The following is a 15,578-nucleotide window of genomic DNA, read 5'->3' as shown; positions in this document are numbered from 1 at the left end:
CGAAACAGCTCCGACAGCCGTAGAGAACGGCTGTGATGCGCCTGGCGGTGAGCACGGCGCGGGTGGCATCGACGCGCGCAGCGCCCACGTCGGGGGGGCGCCCCACCCACACCTCCAGTCTCGACCCGCATTCCTGCGCCCGGTAGGCGAACGTCTCCATGGCGTAGCGAGCGCCGGCCTAAACCGCAGGCCAGTCGCTGAGCCCACGAACACGGCACCCGGTCGGGCGACGACTCAGCCAGGACTACGCGCCGCGGTCGCCCCGCCCCGCCACGGAGCGTTGCCATATGGCACGATCGATGGCCGGGCCCCCAAGGAGGCTGCCAAATGGGCAGAGAAGCGTGGCCCAGCTGCTCGACGCCGCTGCCCGATCAGCTGACGAGGCCGGCCGGCACTTTGCCGCCGTTCTCCTTGAGCTTGGCGATAACCTGCTTATGAAGCCACACGTTCATCGTCGCCGAGTCGTTTGTGTCGCCGGTGTAGTGCAGATCCTTGGCCAACTCCTTGCGAGCGGAAAGGCTGCTGTCCAAGTCCAGGGCCTTCATCAGATCCACGATCGAAGAGCGCCACTGAAGCTTCTCGCCCTTGTTCTTCGCAGCGTTGTCAAGAATCGCAGCGACGTCGACGTTGCCGCTCGCACCGCCCGACGCGGGCTTTGCCTGTGCTGTCTCGACACCGGCCTGCGGCGCGCTCGCGGCGGCAGCTTCGCCCGCGGGCAGCGTCGGGCCAGTCCCTTGCGCGGAGGGAGCAGCAGTGGCCGATGTCGAGCCGAAGACGGCGCTCATGATTTTGCCAAGGATGCTCATGCTGGTGCTCCAGGTTCAAGAGTTCTGGCTCGGAGAACCAATGCGGAGCCCAGGCTGTTCCCGGCGCGCTTGGGCAGCGCGTGGAGCGCGTCATCATCTCATTGGCTGACCGCGGCGATGATGAGCGCCACCGCCCCTGGAGCGCTGGCCGAGCAAGCTGGAGGCCCGGCGCGGCCCGAAGCTCAATCCCCACGCGATCACCAACCGCGCCACCGACCAGGCGGCGCGTTTCTGACCGAAGACGAGATGGGCGTCTACGAGGCAGAACGTCAGCTTTGCCGCGACGTTGCGACGAAACCGCGCGCCCAGCCTACCTGGCGCTTACTCGCGTGTGTTGCCACGCGACGTATGAGCTAACGCAGCTTGTCTGACTACCGCCTGGCGGACTGCGGCCCTCGTCGCGTCCTCGTGCCGTGGATATCAGCCCACGCGACGCACGCCAGCAGTGTCTCGTTCGGTGAAGAAGCGCGTTCCGGCGGTCGCGACCGGGAGTGCAACAATCTATCCCACGACTTCCGGCCAGTTGCTTCCGCGACGCATGTCTCGCGTGGTGACGTTGCGTCTACTTCTTTTATCTCATTGAAGAACTTGAGATATTGGCGCACCCGACACGATTCGAACGTGTGACCTTTGCCTTCGGAGGGCAACGCTCTATCCAGCTGAGCTACGGGTGCCAGCCTGGCGCGGACACTAGCCGAGCCGGGCGGCCTGCGCAACGGGGCTCGTGTGGCTAATCGTGGCCGTGTCCCCAGCCGGCTCGCCGAGCCAGGCCAGCAGGCCGCGGCCGGCGGCAGCGCCGGTTGCCAACGTCGCCTGGAGCAGGTAGCCGCCGGTCGGCGCCTCCCAGTCGAGCATCTCGCCGGCGACGAAGGTGCCGGGGCGGGCACGCAGCATGAAGCGGGCGTCGACGGTGCCCTGCGGGATGCCGCCGGCGGTGGAGATGGCGCGGGCGAGCCCGGCGAGGCCGTCGACGGGGATCGGCACGGCCTTGATACACCGGGCCAGCGCCGCCGCGTCAGCGGCCGCTCCTGCGGCGACTCCCGCCACCGTTGCTGCGTCTGGCGGTCCCGGCCGGTGCTCCGCCTCGCGCAGCAGCACAGCGGCCACGGGCGGCAGGCTTGCCTTGCGCAGCCGGTTGGGGAGCGACGGCCGGCCGCCGGCGCGGCCAAGCTGCTGCGTCAATTCGGGCTCGTTCAGATCGGGGCGGAGGTCGAGGTGCAGCAGGGGGCGCTCGCCGCGGTCCAGTGCGGCGCGCACGTCGCGCGTCAGCGCGTAGACGGCGCCGCCCTCCAGACCCGCTTCGGTGATCACCGCCTCGCCGCGCACGGTGCGGTGACCCAGGGTGAGTGCGATGCGCTTCAGCGGCGTGCCGGCATGGCGCTCACGCAGCAGCGGCGTCCAGGCGACGCGGAGGCCGCTATTGGCCGGCGCCAGCGCCGTGACCGGGATGCCGGCCGCCATGAGCGGCGCCGTCCAGCTGCCGTCGGCGCCGAGGCGGGGCCAGCTCGCGCCGCCGAGCGCCAGCACGCAGGCATCAGGCCGCGCCATCACCGGTGCGCCGTCGGCCCCCTCGAACAGCAGCGCCCCATCGTCGCTCCAGCCGCGCCACGTGTGGCGCAGCCTGAGCTCCACGCTCAGGTCCGCCAGCCGGCCGAGCCAGGCGCGCAGCAGGGGCGAGGCCTTGAAGGCGTGCGGGAACACGCGGCCGCTGGAGCCGACGAAGGTGGGCTGACCCAACGCCTGGCACCAGGCCCGCACGGCCTCCGGCGGGAAGGCGCGAATCGCCGGCGCGAGCCACGGCGCGTCGGGGCCGTAGCGCTCCACGAAGCGGTCGAGCGGCTCCGAATGGGTGAGGTTGAGGCCGCCACGCCCGGCCATCAGGAACTTGCGCGCCGGCGAGGGCATGCGCTCGTAGACGACGACGTGGTGGCCGGCGCGGGCCACCACCTCCGCCGCCATCAGGCCCGCGGGCCCGGCGCCGATGATGGCGACGCTGCGGCTCACGGGTGGAGGGGGCGAGGGCGGATGCGCAGCCGGCATGGGCAGGGCTTTAAGCCATAGGCCGCCGCGGCGGAAGCGACTATGCGCGTCCGAGCGCGCGGCATCGCAGCCGCTTCGCCCGTTCCGCCAGGAGATGGTTCAGCGCGGGACGGCAGGCGGGCCTGCCGTCCCAACCGCCGGGATCACGCTCGGGCCGACGGTTCGGCCGGCGTCCGCATCATCCGCTTCAAGCTGCTCTGGGCATGCGGGTCGACGAAGTGGAAGAGCGCGGTCGACCGGATCTCGTCCGCATCGCAGGGTTCGTTCGTGTGCAGCGATCTGTAGCCCCAGAAGAAGTACAGATTGCCGGGCTTCAGCTCGAGGCTGACCATGCGGCCCCAGCGTCGCCCGTAGGCGTATTTGAAGAGCACCTGGGATAGTCGGTTGTCGACAAGGATCTTGTCGACCAGATTGGCGCCGTAGAACTTCCTGATCGGCCGCGTCTGCGGCAGGATGATCAGATTGCCCTTGGTTCCGTGCGACGGCATCATAATCGGGATAAGCGCGGTCAGGACATACGAGTCGTAGTGAAAGCGCATGGAATGGCGCTTCGCCTGCGTGCCAGCGAGGCAGCGCAATATCTGGTAGAAACCCACGTCCGGGGCCGGTGCGCCGTTTCCTTCCTGGTAGATCCCTCGACACAAGCCGACGAATGCGGGGTCGGCCTGCAGGCGCTCCAGGAAGGTGCCGCCGAGATCCTCGTGTCCCGAGAACCCGACATATTCGCCGCCGTTGCGGGCGACGGCACCGCGCACGAAGGCTTGTGCTTTTCGCAGTTCGTCTGGAGGAACGAAGCCGTCCACGACGGCATAGCCGTGCTTTTCGATGCGGCCTGCAAGGTCGGCCGGGAGGAGCGCAGCCAGGGTCCGAGCGGCTTCGATCATGCGGGCACCTAAGGCTCGGTCGTGGACGTGTCGGCGCGCCGCAGCCTGGCGGCAGTGCAGGGTTTGCGGCCGGCACGGCGTGATTGCAGCAATATCTACCGGTGAGCGATCGCCACAACCGGCCAAAACGGCCAAGTTTCGTCGAAAACGGGGAAGCGTTGCCCGGCGCTTTCCTCCGAAGGAGGGTGCTGGGATAGCCCAATTGCGGACTCTGTCGGTTTGATCGGCCCTCGGGATCAGGCTGGAACGGGCCGTCGCGGAGCGGCGGCGGCGACCAGCAGCATGGGAACCACTGGGTTGACGATCTGGATGGCGATCAGCGCGGCTTCGCTCAGCCAGCCGGCCAGATAGGCCGCGAGGGAGGCGATGAGCACGCCATGGAGCGCCACACCGCCGGCGAGCGTGGCGGCGACCGCCCGGGGTCCGAGATCGGGCCGTCGCAGCGCGATGCGGAAGGCCCACAGCGACATCGGCAGGAACAGCACGAGGGCGGTGAGCAGCCCCGGATTGTAACTGCCGGTCGCCACGGCCGGGCCGATATGGGCCACGGCGTTGATGGCCGGCACGTTGAAATAGCTGAGCGCGATCGCCGGCCAGCGGAGCCCGAGCAGGGCGCTGACCGGGCCGGCCAGCCACACCACGGGGATGTTCACTGCGGTGATGAAGGCCTCTGGGATCGCGCAGGCGGAGGTGTCGGCAAAGCCGAACGTGGTGCACAGCATGCCGCGAAAGGCGTAGGGCGTGCCGGCGGCATCAATGCCGTGCTCTTCGAACTGATGAATCAGGTAGGCGGCGGTGGCGGCCCAGGCGAGCCACACCATGTCGTAAGCGCGCGGCACTGTGCGGTCGCCGCGCAGGTCACCCAACAGCAGCCCGCCCACGAGCAGCGCGGCGAGGCCAAGCCCGATCCAGGGCCACAAATGGGAGAACGACGTCATGGGCGGGGCCTGGAGCGCAATTCGGTCCGATGGAACCACTCGATCGCAAAGAAGCGCCCTCGATTCAAGGAATGCTTCTAGCACCGCTGGCTTTCCTCACGCGCGGCGCCCGGAGGAGCTGCTTCAGCGTCGCGCCGAGCCGAGCGGCCTCGGTGACCGTTGCCGCGCCTACAGCCCCAGCTCTTCCACGATCTGGCGCTTGAGCTTGTATTTCTCGATCTTGTTGGTCGGCGTCACCGGCAGGGCCGGTATGAAGCGCACATGCGCCGGCTGCATGTATTTGGGCATGACGCGGCGGGTGTGATCGCGCAATTCGTCTTCGCCCAGCGCCTCGCCCTCGGCCAGCTCGACGAAGAGAGCGATGTCCTCCTCGCTGCCGACACGGGCCGGGATCGGGATGGCGGCGGCGGCGCGCACCTTCGGGTGGCTCGCCACCAATGCCTCCACCTCGTAGGACGAGACGTTTTCGCCGCGCACGCGGAAGAATCCGCCCATGCGGTCGACGAAGCAGTAGACGCCCGAGCCGTCGTCAAGCTCCTGGACGGCATCGCCGGTGTGGAACCAGCAGGTGCGCAACACCTTGAGCGTCGCCTCCGGCTTGCCGAAATACTCCAGCAGCAGAAGGCCCGGGAAGCGCGGCCGGAAGGCGAGCTGGCCCACATGGCCCGGCGGCAGGCGATTGTCGTCCTCGTCCAGCACGGCCGCTTCGAACAGCGGGTTGGGCGTGCCCATGAAGCCCTTCGGCACGGCGCCGCCGCCGTGGACGACGAGGCGCCCGTTGGCCCGGCAGCGCGCGAGGAAGTCCACCTTGGAGAGGCCGCGCCAGAGCGCCGCCGGCGTGCCCTCGGCCATCCCGAACTGGTCGATGACGCCGGCGAAGCCGGCACCCGACTCGGTCTGGCCGAAGCCGGAGGTAACGAAGTCGAGGCCGAAGCGCTGCGCCACCTCGTGGTGGTTGGGCGGCAGCGGCTGCATGTGCACCTTGTTCAAGGTGTTGGCGCGGTCGTCGGGCCGGGGTTCGGCGCTCATCAGCCACGGCACCATCACGTCGAGCAGGACGCAAGTGGTGGCGCCGCATTCGGCGATCCGATCCCAGAACCGGCTGGGGCTGAACTTGTCCCAGAGGCCCACGGTGTTGCCCTGCCAGAGCGCCCGCGCCAGGAGGAAGAAGGCGCCGCCCACGTGGTACATCGGCAGGTCGCAGTAGATGACGTCGTCCGCTGAAGTCATCTGCCGGAACGGGAAGGTGTAGTGGTTGATCCAGCGGAATGGCTGAAGCACCCCCTTCGACGGGCCGGTGGTGCCCGACGTGTAGACGATGTTTGCCGGCTCGAACGGCCCGCGGACGATGGCCGGCGGACCGGCGTCGGTCGCGGCGAGCGCCGCGAGGTCGTGCACCGCGAGGCGGGCGAAGGCCGGGCCGAAGGCGGCGTCCGTCGCGTCATGGTCGCCCGCCGCGGGCGTGTGCACGATCAGCCGCTCCAGCGGCACCTCGGCGACGACCTCCTCCAGCACCTCGGCGAAGGACGGGTCGGTGATCAGCGCGAACGGCCTGGTGTCGTTCAGCTGGTAGGACAGCAGCATGCCGCGGAAATTGAAGTTGATCGGCGCGAAGATGCCGCCGGCGCGCCAGATCGCCACCATGGCGACGGCGGCCACCAGCGAGTTGCGGGTCAGCACGCTCACCGGTGCGCCCTGCGTCACGCCGATCGCTGCAAGGCCGGCGGCGAGGCGGTCGGTGCGGCGCTTGAACTCGGCGAAGGAGAGACGGACATCGTCCTCGCCGTAGTGCAGGAACACCTTGTCGGGCACCGTCCGGGCGCATGCGTCGAGCTTGTCGAGGACGATGTCGCCTTCGGCGAGCATCTGGGCGAAGACGTCCTCCGGGCTCATGGCCATATCCTCCGTCGGGTGGCGTTGTCGGGTGCTCAGCGGCGCTTCGCCGTCGGGTCGAGGGCGATGCGCAGGGATTCGCCCAGCGTGTTGAAGGCGAGCGCGGTGAACAGGATGGCGAGGCCCGGCGGGTACATCTGCTCGGGCGCTATCTCCATGTTCTGGTAGGCGCGCGCCAGCATGGCGCCCCAGCTCGGGTTGGGCGGCTGGATGCCGAGGCCGAGGAAGCTCAGCGAGGCTTCGGCCAGCAGCGCTCCGGCGAGCAGCAGCGTCACCTGCACGATCACCGGCTGGATGGTGTTGGGCAGGATGTGGCGGGAGAGGATGCGCGAGGTCGGCGCGCCGAAGCAGCGGGCGGCGTCTACGTAAAGCTCGCCGCGCACCACCAGCGTCCGCGCCCGCACCAGGCGGGCGAGTTGCGGCGAGAAGACGATGCCCACGGAGATCATGCCGTTGGTGAGCCCGATGCCGAGCGCCCCGGTCACGGCGATGGCGAGCACGATGGCCGGGAACGACAGCAGGGTGTCGATGATGCGGCTGATCACGTCGTCGACCCAGCCGCCGAAATAGCCGGCGATGAGGCCGACCGGCACGCCGAGGAGGAGGGCGATGCCGACGGCGAGCGAGCAGGCATAGAGGGTGGCCGGCGCGCCGTAGATCAGCCGACTCAAGGTGTCGCGGCCGAGGTCGTCGGCGCCCAGCCAGTGCGCCGCCGACATGGGCGCGAGGGCGGCGTTGTAGTCCTGCTCGGTGGGGGAATAGGGCGCGATCACCGGGGCGAGCAGCGAGACCACGACGAGCAACAGCAGGAAGCCGAGGCTGACGGCGCCGCGGATGTCGTTGCGGATCCATCCGCCCAGGCGGTGCAGCGGGCCGGGCTCGGTGACGGCGAGAGCGATGCCGGTGGCGGTGCTCATGTCAGGAAATCCGCGGGTCGAGGACGCTGTAGAGCACGTCCGCCGTGAGGTTGATCAGGACGACGACGAGGACCATGGCGAACACCACGCCCTGCACCACCGGGAAGTCGCGGTTGATGGCGGCGTTGACGATCAGTCCGCCCATGCCGGGGATGGCGAACACGGCCTCCACCACCACCGTCGCCGCCAGCATGCGGTTGGCGAGCAGGCTGATGACGGTGAGCAGGTTGACGCTGACGTTCTTGAGCCCGTGCCGCCACAGGATGTTGCTAGGGCTCAGGCCCTTGGCGTGCAGGGTGCGCACCTGCTGGGAGGAGAGGATCTCCACCAGGGACGAGCGCAGCTGCCGCGACACCTCGGCGACGCCGCCGGAGGCGAGCGCGATGGCCGGCAGCAGGGCGTGGCGCAGCGCCCCCCCGGGGTCTTCCCCGAAGGGCACCGAGCCGGTCGCCGGCAGCCAGTTGAGGCCGAGCGCGAAGAAGGCCACCAGCAGCATGGCGAGCCAGAAGTTGGGAATTGCGACGCCCAGCGAGGCGATCGACATGACCAGGCCGTCGAGCCAGGAGCCCGGCCGGCTGGCGGCGGCGATGCCGAGCGGGATGCCCACCATGAGCGCGATGGAGAGCCCCATCACCACGATCAGCAGCGTGTTGGGAAAGCAGCGCGCGATCGAGGTGAGGACCGCCTCGCCCGACAGCAGCGACTTGGAGAGGTCGCCCTGCACTGCCTTCCACAGCCACTCGCCGTATTGCACCAGGAAGGGCTGGTCCAGCCCGTACATCTGGCGGATCTCGGCGATGCGCTGGTCGGTGGCGTTCTCGCCGGCCAGCGTCACGGCAATGTCGCCGGGCACCAGCTTGAGCAGCCCGAAGACGATGAAGGTCGACAGCACGATCACCGGGATCGTCTGCAGCATGCGGCGACCGATGATGCGGCGTTTGGTGGCGGACAGCATGGGGGTCAGTTGAGACTCACGTTTTCGTATTTTGGTTTGCCCAGGAGGTCGGGCTTGTAGCCCTTGACCTTGGCGGCGATGGCGTCGAGCTCGAACTGGAAGGCCAGGGGCGCCGACAGTGCGTTCTCCATGACGAAGCGCTGGATTTTGGCGAACACGGCGGCGCGCACGGCCAGATCCTCGCTCTCGCGGCTCTGGCGGATCAGCTCGACCAGGGCCGGGTCGGCCTCGCGGCCGGCGTTGTAGTAGGCACCTTTGTCGAAGCCCAGGGCATAGGTCATGCTCGGGTCGGGCCGGCCGGTCCAGGCCGACAGCAGCGTGTCGAACTTCTTCTCGCTGCCGAGGAACTGCGCACTGATCTCGGCCACGGTGCCCCGACTCATCTTGAGCCGGATGCCCACCTTGCCGAGCTGGTCCTGTACGATCTCGGCCCGCCTCACCGAATCCTGGTCGGTGTAGCTGCCGCAGGTGATCTCGACCCCGTCCTTGTAGCCGGCCTCCTCCAGCAGCTTGCGCGCCCGGTCCGGGTCGTACGGGTAGAGGCCGACCAGCGACTTGTCGAAGGCCCAGTGGGACTTCGGCAGCGTCATGTGCGCCACCTCGCCCAGGCCCGAGAGCGCCGCCTTGACGAAGGCTTCGCGGTCGAGCGCATAGTTGAACGCTTGGCGCACCTTGAGATTATCCAGGGGCGGGCGCGCCGAGTTGAAGTAGAACTGGATGCAGTAGAGTGTCGGCCCGGTGACGACCTGCAGGTCCTTGGCGCGGTCGATCACCGGCTTCAGCCGGGCCGGCAGGCTGTAGGCCATGTCGTTCTGGCCAGCGACGACCGAGCGCAATCCCGTCGCCAGCTCGGTGATGATGGCGAACTCGATGCCGTCGAGATAGGGCCGGCCCGGGCGCCAGTAATCGTCGTTGCGGGTCAGCACCACCCGCTCGTTGTCGGCCCAGCTGACGAACTTCCAGGCGCCGGCGCCCACCGGCTTGCGGTCGCCGGCGGTGCCGGTCATCGCCTTGGAGTTGGTGGGCGACACCATCATTCCGGCTCGGTCCGAGAGGATCGCCGGCAACGCGAAGTCCGGGTTCTTGAGCTTGAGGGTCACCTGGAGAGGCCCGGTCACCTCGACCGTATCGACGCTGGTCAGGTCGGCCTTGACGTTGGAGCGCGGGTCGGTGCGGTTGCGCTCGAGGTTGAACTTCACCGCCTCGGCGTCGAGCGGCGTGCCGTCGTGGAAGGTGATCCCGGGGTTGACGTCGAGCACCATCGTCCCCGGCTCGGGGAAGCTCCACCTGGCGAGGCCGGGCTTGGGCTTCAGCGTCTCGTACTCCCACTCCGTCAGCGTATCGTAGATCGGCCACAGGATGGTGTGGTCGCCGCCGCTGCCGCCGGTTGCCGGGTCGAGCGAGGAGGGATTGGCGACCGCGGCGATCTTCAGGACGCCGCCCCTCTTCGGCTCCTGGGCGTAGCCGGGCAACGGCGCCAGGCCGGCGGCCGCGGTGCCGCCGAGCAGCGCCAGCAGCTGCCGCCGGTGCAGCGCGGCGCGGCCGAACGAGGCGTTCGTCATCGCGTCCTCCTTCCCCGTTTGGTCAGCCGAGGCTGACGTTCTCGAACTTCGGCTTGCCGAGCAGGTCGGGCGTGTAGCCCTTGACCTTGGCGGCGAGCGCATCCAGCTCGTATTGGAAGGCCAGCGGCGCGGAGAGTGCGTTCTCCATGACAAAGCGCTGGAGCTTGGCGAAGACGGCGGCGCGCGCGGCGATGTCCTCGCTCTCGCGGCTCTGGCGGATCAGGTCCACCAGCAGCGGGTCGGCTTCGCGGCCCGGGTTGTAGTAGGCGCCTTTGTCGAAGCCCAGGGCATAGGTCATGCTGGGATCGGGCCGGCCCGTCCACGCCGAAAACAGCGTGTCGAACTTCTTTTCGCTGCCGAGGGCCTGGGCGCTGATCTCGGCCACGGTGCCGCGCGTCACCTTGAGGCGAATGCCGACCTTGCCGAGCTGATCCTGCACGATCTCGGCGCGCTGCACCCAATCCTGGTCGGTGTAGCAGCCGCAGGTGATCTCCAGGCCATCCTTGTGGCCGGCCTCGGCGAGCAGCTTGCGGGCCTTGTCCGGGTCGTGCGGGTAGAGGCCGACGAGCGACTTGTCGAAGGCCCAGTGCGACTTCGGTAGCGTCATGTAGGCCACTTCGCCCAGGCCCGAGAGCGCCGCCTTGACGAACACCTCGCGGTCCAGCGCATAGTTGAACGCTTGCCGCACCTTGAGGTTGTCCAGAGGTGGGCGCGCCGAGTTGAAGTAGAACTGGATGCAATAAAGCGTCGGCGCGGTGATCACCTGCAGGCCCTTGGCCCGGTCGATGACGGGCTTCAGCCGCGGCGGCAGGGCGTAGGCCATGTCGTTCTGCCCGGCGATGACCGAGCGCAGGCCGGTGGCGAGCTCGGGGATGATGGCGAACTCCAGCCCGTCGAGATAGGGCCGGCCCGGGCGCCAGTATGTGTCGTTGCGGGCCAGCACCACGCGCTCGTTGTCGGCCCAGCTGACGAACTTCCAGGCGCCGGCGCCCACCGGCTTGCGGTCGCTGGCGTTGCCCGTCAGCGCCTTGATGTTGGTGGGCGACACGATCATGCCGGCGCGGTCGGAGAAGATCGCCGGCAGGGCGAAGTCCGGGTTCTTGAGCTTCAGCGTGACCTGCAGCGGCCCCGTGACCTCGACCGTGTCGATGCTGGTCAGGTCCGCCTTGACGTTGGAGCGCGGGTCGGTGCGGTTGCGCTCGAGGTTGAACTTCACCGACTCGGCATCGAGTGGCGTGCCATCGTGGAAGGTGATGCCGGGGTTGATGTCGAGCACCATCGTGCGGGGGTCGGGAAACGCCCATTTGGCGAGGCCGGGCTTGGGTTTCAGCGTCTCGTATTCCCACTCCACCAGCGTGTCGTAGATCGGCCAGAGGAAGGAGTGATCGAAGCCGCTGCCGCCGGTCGCCGGGTCGAGCGTCGACGGGTTGGCGGCGGCGGACAGCTTCAGCACGCCGCCTCTGGTCTCGGCGTGGGCCGGGCACGGCATCAGGCCTGCGGCCGCTGTGCCGCCGAGCAGGGCCAGCAACTGCCGTCGCTGCAGCCCGGCCGCGCCGTCCATGACGTTCGTCATCTCGTCCCTCCCCACACGATCAACCCAGGCTGACGTTCTCGAACTTCGGTTTGCCGAGGAGGTCGGGCTCGTAACCCTTGACCCGGCCGGCGAGCGCGTCGAGTTCGAACTGGAAGGCCAGCGGCGCCGAGAGCGCGTTCTCCATGACGAAACGCTGGATCTTGGCGAACACGGCGGCCCGGGCCGCCAGATCCTCGCTCTCGCGGCTCTGGCGGATCAGCGCGACCAGCGCCGGGTCGGCCTCGCGGCCGGCGTTGTAATAGGCGCCTTTGTCGAAGCCGAGCGCATAGGTCATGCTCGGGTCGGGGCGGCCGGTCCAGGCCGCGAGCAGCACATCGAACTTCTTCTCGGCGCCGAAGAACTGCGCGCTGATCTCGGGGATGGTGCCGCGCGTGGACTTGAGGCGGATGCCCACCTTGCCGAGCTGGTCCTGGAGGATCTCGCTGCGGAGCACCGAATCCTGGTCGTTGTAGCCGCCGTAGCTGATCTCGATGCCGTCCTTGTGGCCGGCCTCGGCGAGCAGCTTGCGCGCCTTGTCCGGATCGTGCGGGTAGAGGCCGACGAGGGATTTGTCGAAGGCCCAATGGGTTTTCGGCAGCGTCATGTGCGCCACTTCGCCCAGGCCCGAGAGCGCCGCCTTCACGAACACCTCGCGGTCGAGGGCATAGTTGAAGGCTTGGCGCACCTTGACGTTGTCGAGGGGCGCGCGGGCATAGTTGAAGTACACCTGGATGCAGTAGAGCGTGGGCGCGGTGACGACCTGGAGCCCCTTGGCGCGGTCGATCACCGGCTTCAGCCGGGCCGGCAGGCTGTAGGCCATGTCGTTCTGGCCGGCGACGACCGAGCGCAGGCCGGTCGCCAGCTCGGGAATGATGGCGAATTCGATGCCGTCGAGATAGGGCCGGCCCGGGCGCCAGTAGGTATCGTAGCGGGCCAGCACGACGCGCTCGTTGTCGGCCCAGCTGACGAATTTCCAGGCGCCGGCCCCCACCGGCTTGCGGTCGCTCTCATTGCCGCCGAGCGCCTTGATGTTGGCCGGCGACACCATCATGCCGGCGCGGTCGGAGAGGATGGCCGGCAGGGCGAAGTCCGGGTTCTTGAGCTTCAGCGTGACCTGGAGCGGCCCCGTGACCTCGATCGCGTCGATGCTGGTCAAGTCCGCCTTGATGTTGGACCGCTGGTCGGCGCGGTTCCTGTCGAGGTTGAACTTCACCGCCTCGGCGTCGAGCGGCGTGCCGTCGTGGAAGGTGATTCCCGGGTTAAGATCGAGCACCATGGTGCGGGGCTCGGGGAAGCTCCACCTGGCGAGGCCGGGCTTGGGCTTGAGCGTTGCGTATTCCCACTCCACCAGCGTGTCGTAGATCGGCCACAGGAAGGTGTGGTCGAGGCCGCTGCCGCCGGTCGCCGGGTCGAGCGAGGAGGGGTTGGCGGCGCCCGCCACCTTGAGAACCCCGCCCTTGCTCTGCCCCTGCGCCCAGGCCGGCAGCGGGAGCGCGCCGATGGCGGCGGCTCCCATGAGCGCCAGCAGCTCGCGGCGCCCCGGCGCCCACGGCCGGTCGGCAGCGTCAGACATGGCGTTCCTCCCCTGATGGTCTTAGCCGGCTTGTTGCTGTGCGAGCTCGTCGGTCCGGCGCGGGTTGGGCGGTGGCGGCCCTGCCGGCGTCGCGAAGTGGCAGGCGACCCAGTGGTCCGCCTGAAGCTCGCGCCAAGCCGGCTCTTCCTCCGCGCAGCGCGGCTGCACCGACGGGCAGCGGGTGCGGAAGCGGCAGCCGGAGGGCGGCGAGATCGGGCTCGGGATCTCTCCCTCCAGCATGATCCGCCGCTCGGTCCGCATGCTTGAGGGGAGGGGCACCGGCTCGGCCGACAGCAGGGCGCGCGTGTAGGGATGCAATGGGCGCTCGATCACCGCCTCGGCCGGCCCGAGTTCCATGAACTTGCCGAGATAGGTGACCGCGATCCGGTCCGAGATGTGCGAGACGACGGAAATGTCGTGAGTGATGAAGACGTAGGTGAGGCCGAACTCGCGCTGCAAATCCGCGAACAGGTTCAGGATGTCGCCGCGGATGGAGACGTCGAGCGCCGCCACCACCTCGTCGCAGACGATCAGCTTCGGCCGCAGCGTCAGCACCCGCGCGATGTTGACGCGCTGCTTCTGGCCGCCGGACAGCTGGTGCGGATAGCGCTTGGCCGTCTCCGGGGCGAGGCCGACGCGGGCCAGCGCCTCCACCGCCCGCTCGCGGCGCACGGCGGCGGCCTCGCCGGCGATCTCCAGCGGCTCCATGATGGAATGCAGGATGGTCATGCGCGGGTCGAGCGCCGCGTTGGGGTCCTGAAAGACGATCTGGTAGTCGCGGCGGTGGTGGCGGAAGGCGCTTCGGCCCAGCTGCGCGGGATCGACCCCGTCGTGCAGGATGCGCCCGTTGGTCGGGCTGATCAGCGAGACCAGCGCGCGGCCGAGCGTGGTCTTGCCCGAGCCTGATTCGCCGATGACGCCGAAAGTCTCGCCGGCGCGCACCGCGAAGTCGACGCCGTCGATCGCCTTCACGGTTTCGCCGCTGTCGCGGGTGGGGAAATGGATGGTCAGCCCCTCCGCCGTCACGATGGTGCGGGGCTGGCTGTCGGCGGCGGTGCGGGGCCGTTCCGAAGTCATGGTGTTGCCCATCAGCTCACCGCCCCCGGCAACGTGAGCTCCGGCGCCCGCCAGCAGCGCGCGACCCGCTCCGGAGCGACGGGCAGCAGCGGCTGAGGCCGCTCGCAGCCGTCCATGGCCTGCGGGCAGCGGCTGCGGAAGCGGCATCCCGCCGGCATGGCCAGGGGCGAGGGCACGCGCCCGGGGATCGAGGGCAGATGCGCGCGGCGCTGGGCGAGGCCCGGCAGCGAGCGCAGCAGGCCCGACGTGTAGGGATGGCGCGGGCGGATCAGCGCCGGGTCGACGGGCGCGTCCTCCACCACCTCGCCGGCATACATGGTGATCAGCCGGGTGCAGATCTCGGCCACTACGCCGAGGTCATGGGTGATGAAGATCAGCGCCGTGCCGGTGCGCTCGCTCAGCGCGCGCAAAAGGTCGATGATCTGCGCCTGGATGGTGACGTCGAGCGCTGTGGTCGGCTCGTCGGCGATCAGGAGCTTGGGCTCGCAGATCAGCGCCATGGCGATCATCACGCGCTGGCGCATGCCGCCGGAGAGCTGGTGCGGGTATTCGTCGTAGCGCCGCGCCGGCGCCGGGATGCCGACGTCGGCGAGCGCCGCGATGGCCCGCTCGCGCGCCTCGCGCCGGCTGACGCGGTTGTGGGTGCGATAAGCCTCGCTGATCTGCTCGCCGACGGTGAACACCGGGTCGAGCGCGCTCATCGGCTCCTGGAAGATCATCGCGATGTCGCGCCCGCGCACCTCGCGCATGCGCCGCGCCGGCAGCTTCGCCAGGTCCTGGCCCTCGAAGCGGATCTCGCCGGTGAGGCGCGTGCTCTGCTGCGGCAGCAGCCGCAGGATGGCGAGCCCCGTCACGGTCTTGCCGCAGCCGCTCTCGCCGACGATGCCGACGCGCTCGCCGGGGTGCACCGAGAAGGTGACGTCGCGCGTCACCGGCAGTTCGCCGTCGGCGGTGGCGAAGGCGAGCGACAGGCCGCGCACGTCGAGCAGTGGCGCCGACGCGATTCCGCCGTCGAAGGACGAGGTGGAGGGTTGATCGTTCACGGGCGGGCCAGCCGCTCGGCCGCCCTGCACAGAAGCCCCGCGCCGCGCCTGGCCAGACTGCGGAAGCCCTTGATGCTGCGCGCGTGCGGCACGCCTGCGATCCCTGGCACCCCGTCCACCCATTCCATGCGCGCTAAAAGCATACTAACCCTCCCGATAGCGGCCGATCATGCGGCCCCGGCCATTCCCCGCCCCTGTCGCCCTGCCGCTCTTGGGGCGGTTCGGCTACTTTTGATACTTTATAACAGATGCGTCGGCGTCCCATGTCAACGCTCGCCGACACGAATCGATCGTCTGACGACCGGAACCGGTGGACG

General features: G+C 69.0%; 12 protein-coding genes and 1 tRNA gene. All 13 read right to left on the bottom strand.

What is annotated here, in order from left to right; all coding sequences use genetic code 11:
- Positions 1 to 371 precede the first annotated feature (371 nt).
- Complete coding sequence (locus tag IEW34_RS02185; RefSeq protein ID WP_188607469.1) at positions 372 to 806, bottom strand: DUF3597 domain-containing protein; 435 nt, start codon at positions 804 to 806, stop codon at positions 372 to 374.
- Between the two features lie 597 nt (positions 807 to 1,403).
- A tRNA-Arg gene (locus tag IEW34_RS02180) sits at positions 1,404 to 1,480 on the bottom strand.
- A 16-nt stretch (positions 1,481 to 1,496) separates the two neighbouring features.
- Positions 1,497 to 2,846, bottom strand: coding sequence for a BaiN/RdsA family NAD(P)/FAD-dependent oxidoreductase (locus tag IEW34_RS02175; protein WP_188607468.1), 1,350 nt, complete (start codon positions 2,844 to 2,846; stop codon positions 1,497 to 1,499).
- A 143-nt stretch (positions 2,847 to 2,989) separates the two neighbouring features.
- A complete protein-coding gene (locus IEW34_RS02170) occupies positions 2,990 to 3,865 on the bottom strand; it encodes a phytanoyl-CoA dioxygenase family protein (protein WP_244641696.1) in 876 nt (291 codons plus the stop codon).
- A 101-nt stretch (positions 3,866 to 3,966) separates the two neighbouring features.
- Complete coding sequence (locus IEW34_RS02165) at positions 3,967 to 4,668, bottom strand: HXXEE domain-containing protein (protein ID WP_244641695.1); 702 nt, start codon at positions 4,666 to 4,668, stop codon at positions 3,967 to 3,969.
- 168 nt (positions 4,669 to 4,836) lie between these two features.
- Complete coding sequence (locus IEW34_RS02160) at positions 4,837 to 6,561, bottom strand: AMP-binding protein (RefSeq protein WP_188607466.1); 1,725 nt, start codon at positions 6,559 to 6,561, stop codon at positions 4,837 to 4,839.
- A 35-nt stretch (positions 6,562 to 6,596) separates the two neighbouring features.
- Positions 6,597 to 7,478 (bottom strand): ABC transporter permease, encoded by an 882-nt coding sequence (locus IEW34_RS02155; RefSeq protein WP_188607465.1) that lies wholly within the window; start codon positions 7,476 to 7,478, stop codon positions 6,597 to 6,599.
- A gap of 1 nt (position 7,479) precedes the next feature.
- Positions 7,480 to 8,433 carry an ABC transporter permease gene (locus IEW34_RS02150; protein ID WP_188607464.1) on the bottom strand — a complete coding sequence of 318 codons (954 nt, stop codon included), beginning with the start codon at positions 8,431 to 8,433 and terminating at the stop codon, positions 7,480 to 7,482.
- Between the two features lie 5 nt (positions 8,434 to 8,438).
- Complete coding sequence (locus tag IEW34_RS02145) at positions 8,439 to 9,995, bottom strand: ABC transporter substrate-binding protein (protein ID WP_188607463.1); 1,557 nt, start codon at positions 9,993 to 9,995, stop codon at positions 8,439 to 8,441.
- Between the two features lie 22 nt (positions 9,996 to 10,017).
- Complete coding sequence (locus IEW34_RS02140; protein WP_244641694.1) at positions 10,018 to 11,568, bottom strand: ABC transporter substrate-binding protein; 1,551 nt, start codon at positions 11,566 to 11,568, stop codon at positions 10,018 to 10,020.
- Between the two features lie 19 nt (positions 11,569 to 11,587).
- Entirely contained in the window at positions 11,588 to 13,141 is a 1,554-nt protein-coding gene (locus IEW34_RS02135) for an ABC transporter substrate-binding protein (protein WP_188607462.1), read from the bottom strand.
- A 21-nt stretch (positions 13,142 to 13,162) separates the two neighbouring features.
- Positions 13,163 to 14,230: an ABC transporter ATP-binding protein gene (locus IEW34_RS02130; protein ID WP_244641693.1), complete on the bottom strand. Its 1,068-nt coding sequence runs from the start codon at positions 14,228 to 14,230 to the stop codon at positions 13,163 to 13,165.
- Complete coding sequence (locus tag IEW34_RS02125) at positions 14,230 to 15,261, bottom strand: ABC transporter ATP-binding protein (protein ID WP_244641692.1); 1,032 nt, start codon at positions 15,259 to 15,261, stop codon at positions 14,230 to 14,232. The genes IEW34_RS02130 and IEW34_RS02125 overlap by 1 nt, the downstream gene beginning before the upstream one ends.
- Between the last annotated feature and the right edge of the window lie 317 nt (positions 15,262 to 15,578).

Source organism: Chelatococcus reniformis (genome assembly GCF_014640075.1).
Lineage (GTDB): Bacteria > Pseudomonadota > Alphaproteobacteria > Rhizobiales > Beijerinckiaceae > Camelimonas > Camelimonas reniformis.
Note: the sequence above shows the minus strand (reverse complement) of the source record. Positions and strands in the feature narration are given on the sequence as shown.

Coding starts and splice junctions, on each gene's coding strand:
- IEW34_RS02185 (WP_188607469.1), bottom strand. CDS start 806: ATGAGCATCCTTGGCAAAATCATGAGCGCCGTCTTCGGCTCGACATCG.
- IEW34_RS02175 (WP_188607468.1), bottom strand. CDS start 2,846: ATGCCGGCTGCGCATCCGCCCTCGCCCCCTCCACCCGTGAGCCGCAGC.
- IEW34_RS02165 (WP_244641695.1), bottom strand. CDS start 4,668: ATGACGTCGTTCTCCCATTTGTGGCCCTGGATCGGGCTTGGCCTCGCC.
- IEW34_RS02160 (WP_188607466.1), bottom strand. CDS start 6,561: ATGAGCCCGGAGGACGTCTTCGCCCAGATGCTCGCCGAAGGCGACATC.
- IEW34_RS02155 (WP_188607465.1), bottom strand. CDS start 7,478: ATGAGCACCGCCACCGGCATCGCTCTCGCCGTCACCGAGCCCGGCCCG.
- IEW34_RS02150 (WP_188607464.1), bottom strand. CDS start 8,433: ATGCTGTCCGCCACCAAACGCCGCATCATCGGTCGCCGCATGCTGCAG.
- IEW34_RS02145 (WP_188607463.1), bottom strand. CDS start 9,995: ATGACGAACGCCTCGTTCGGCCGCGCCGCGCTGCACCGGCGGCAGCTG.
- IEW34_RS02140 (WP_244641694.1), bottom strand. CDS start 11,568: ATGACGAACGTCATGGACGGCGCGGCCGGGCTGCAGCGACGGCAGTTG.
- IEW34_RS02135 (WP_188607462.1), bottom strand. CDS start 13,141: ATGTCTGACGCTGCCGACCGGCCGTGGGCGCCGGGGCGCCGCGAGCTG.
- IEW34_RS02130 (WP_244641693.1), bottom strand. CDS start 14,230: ATGGGCAACACCATGACTTCGGAACGGCCCCGCACCGCCGCCGACAGC.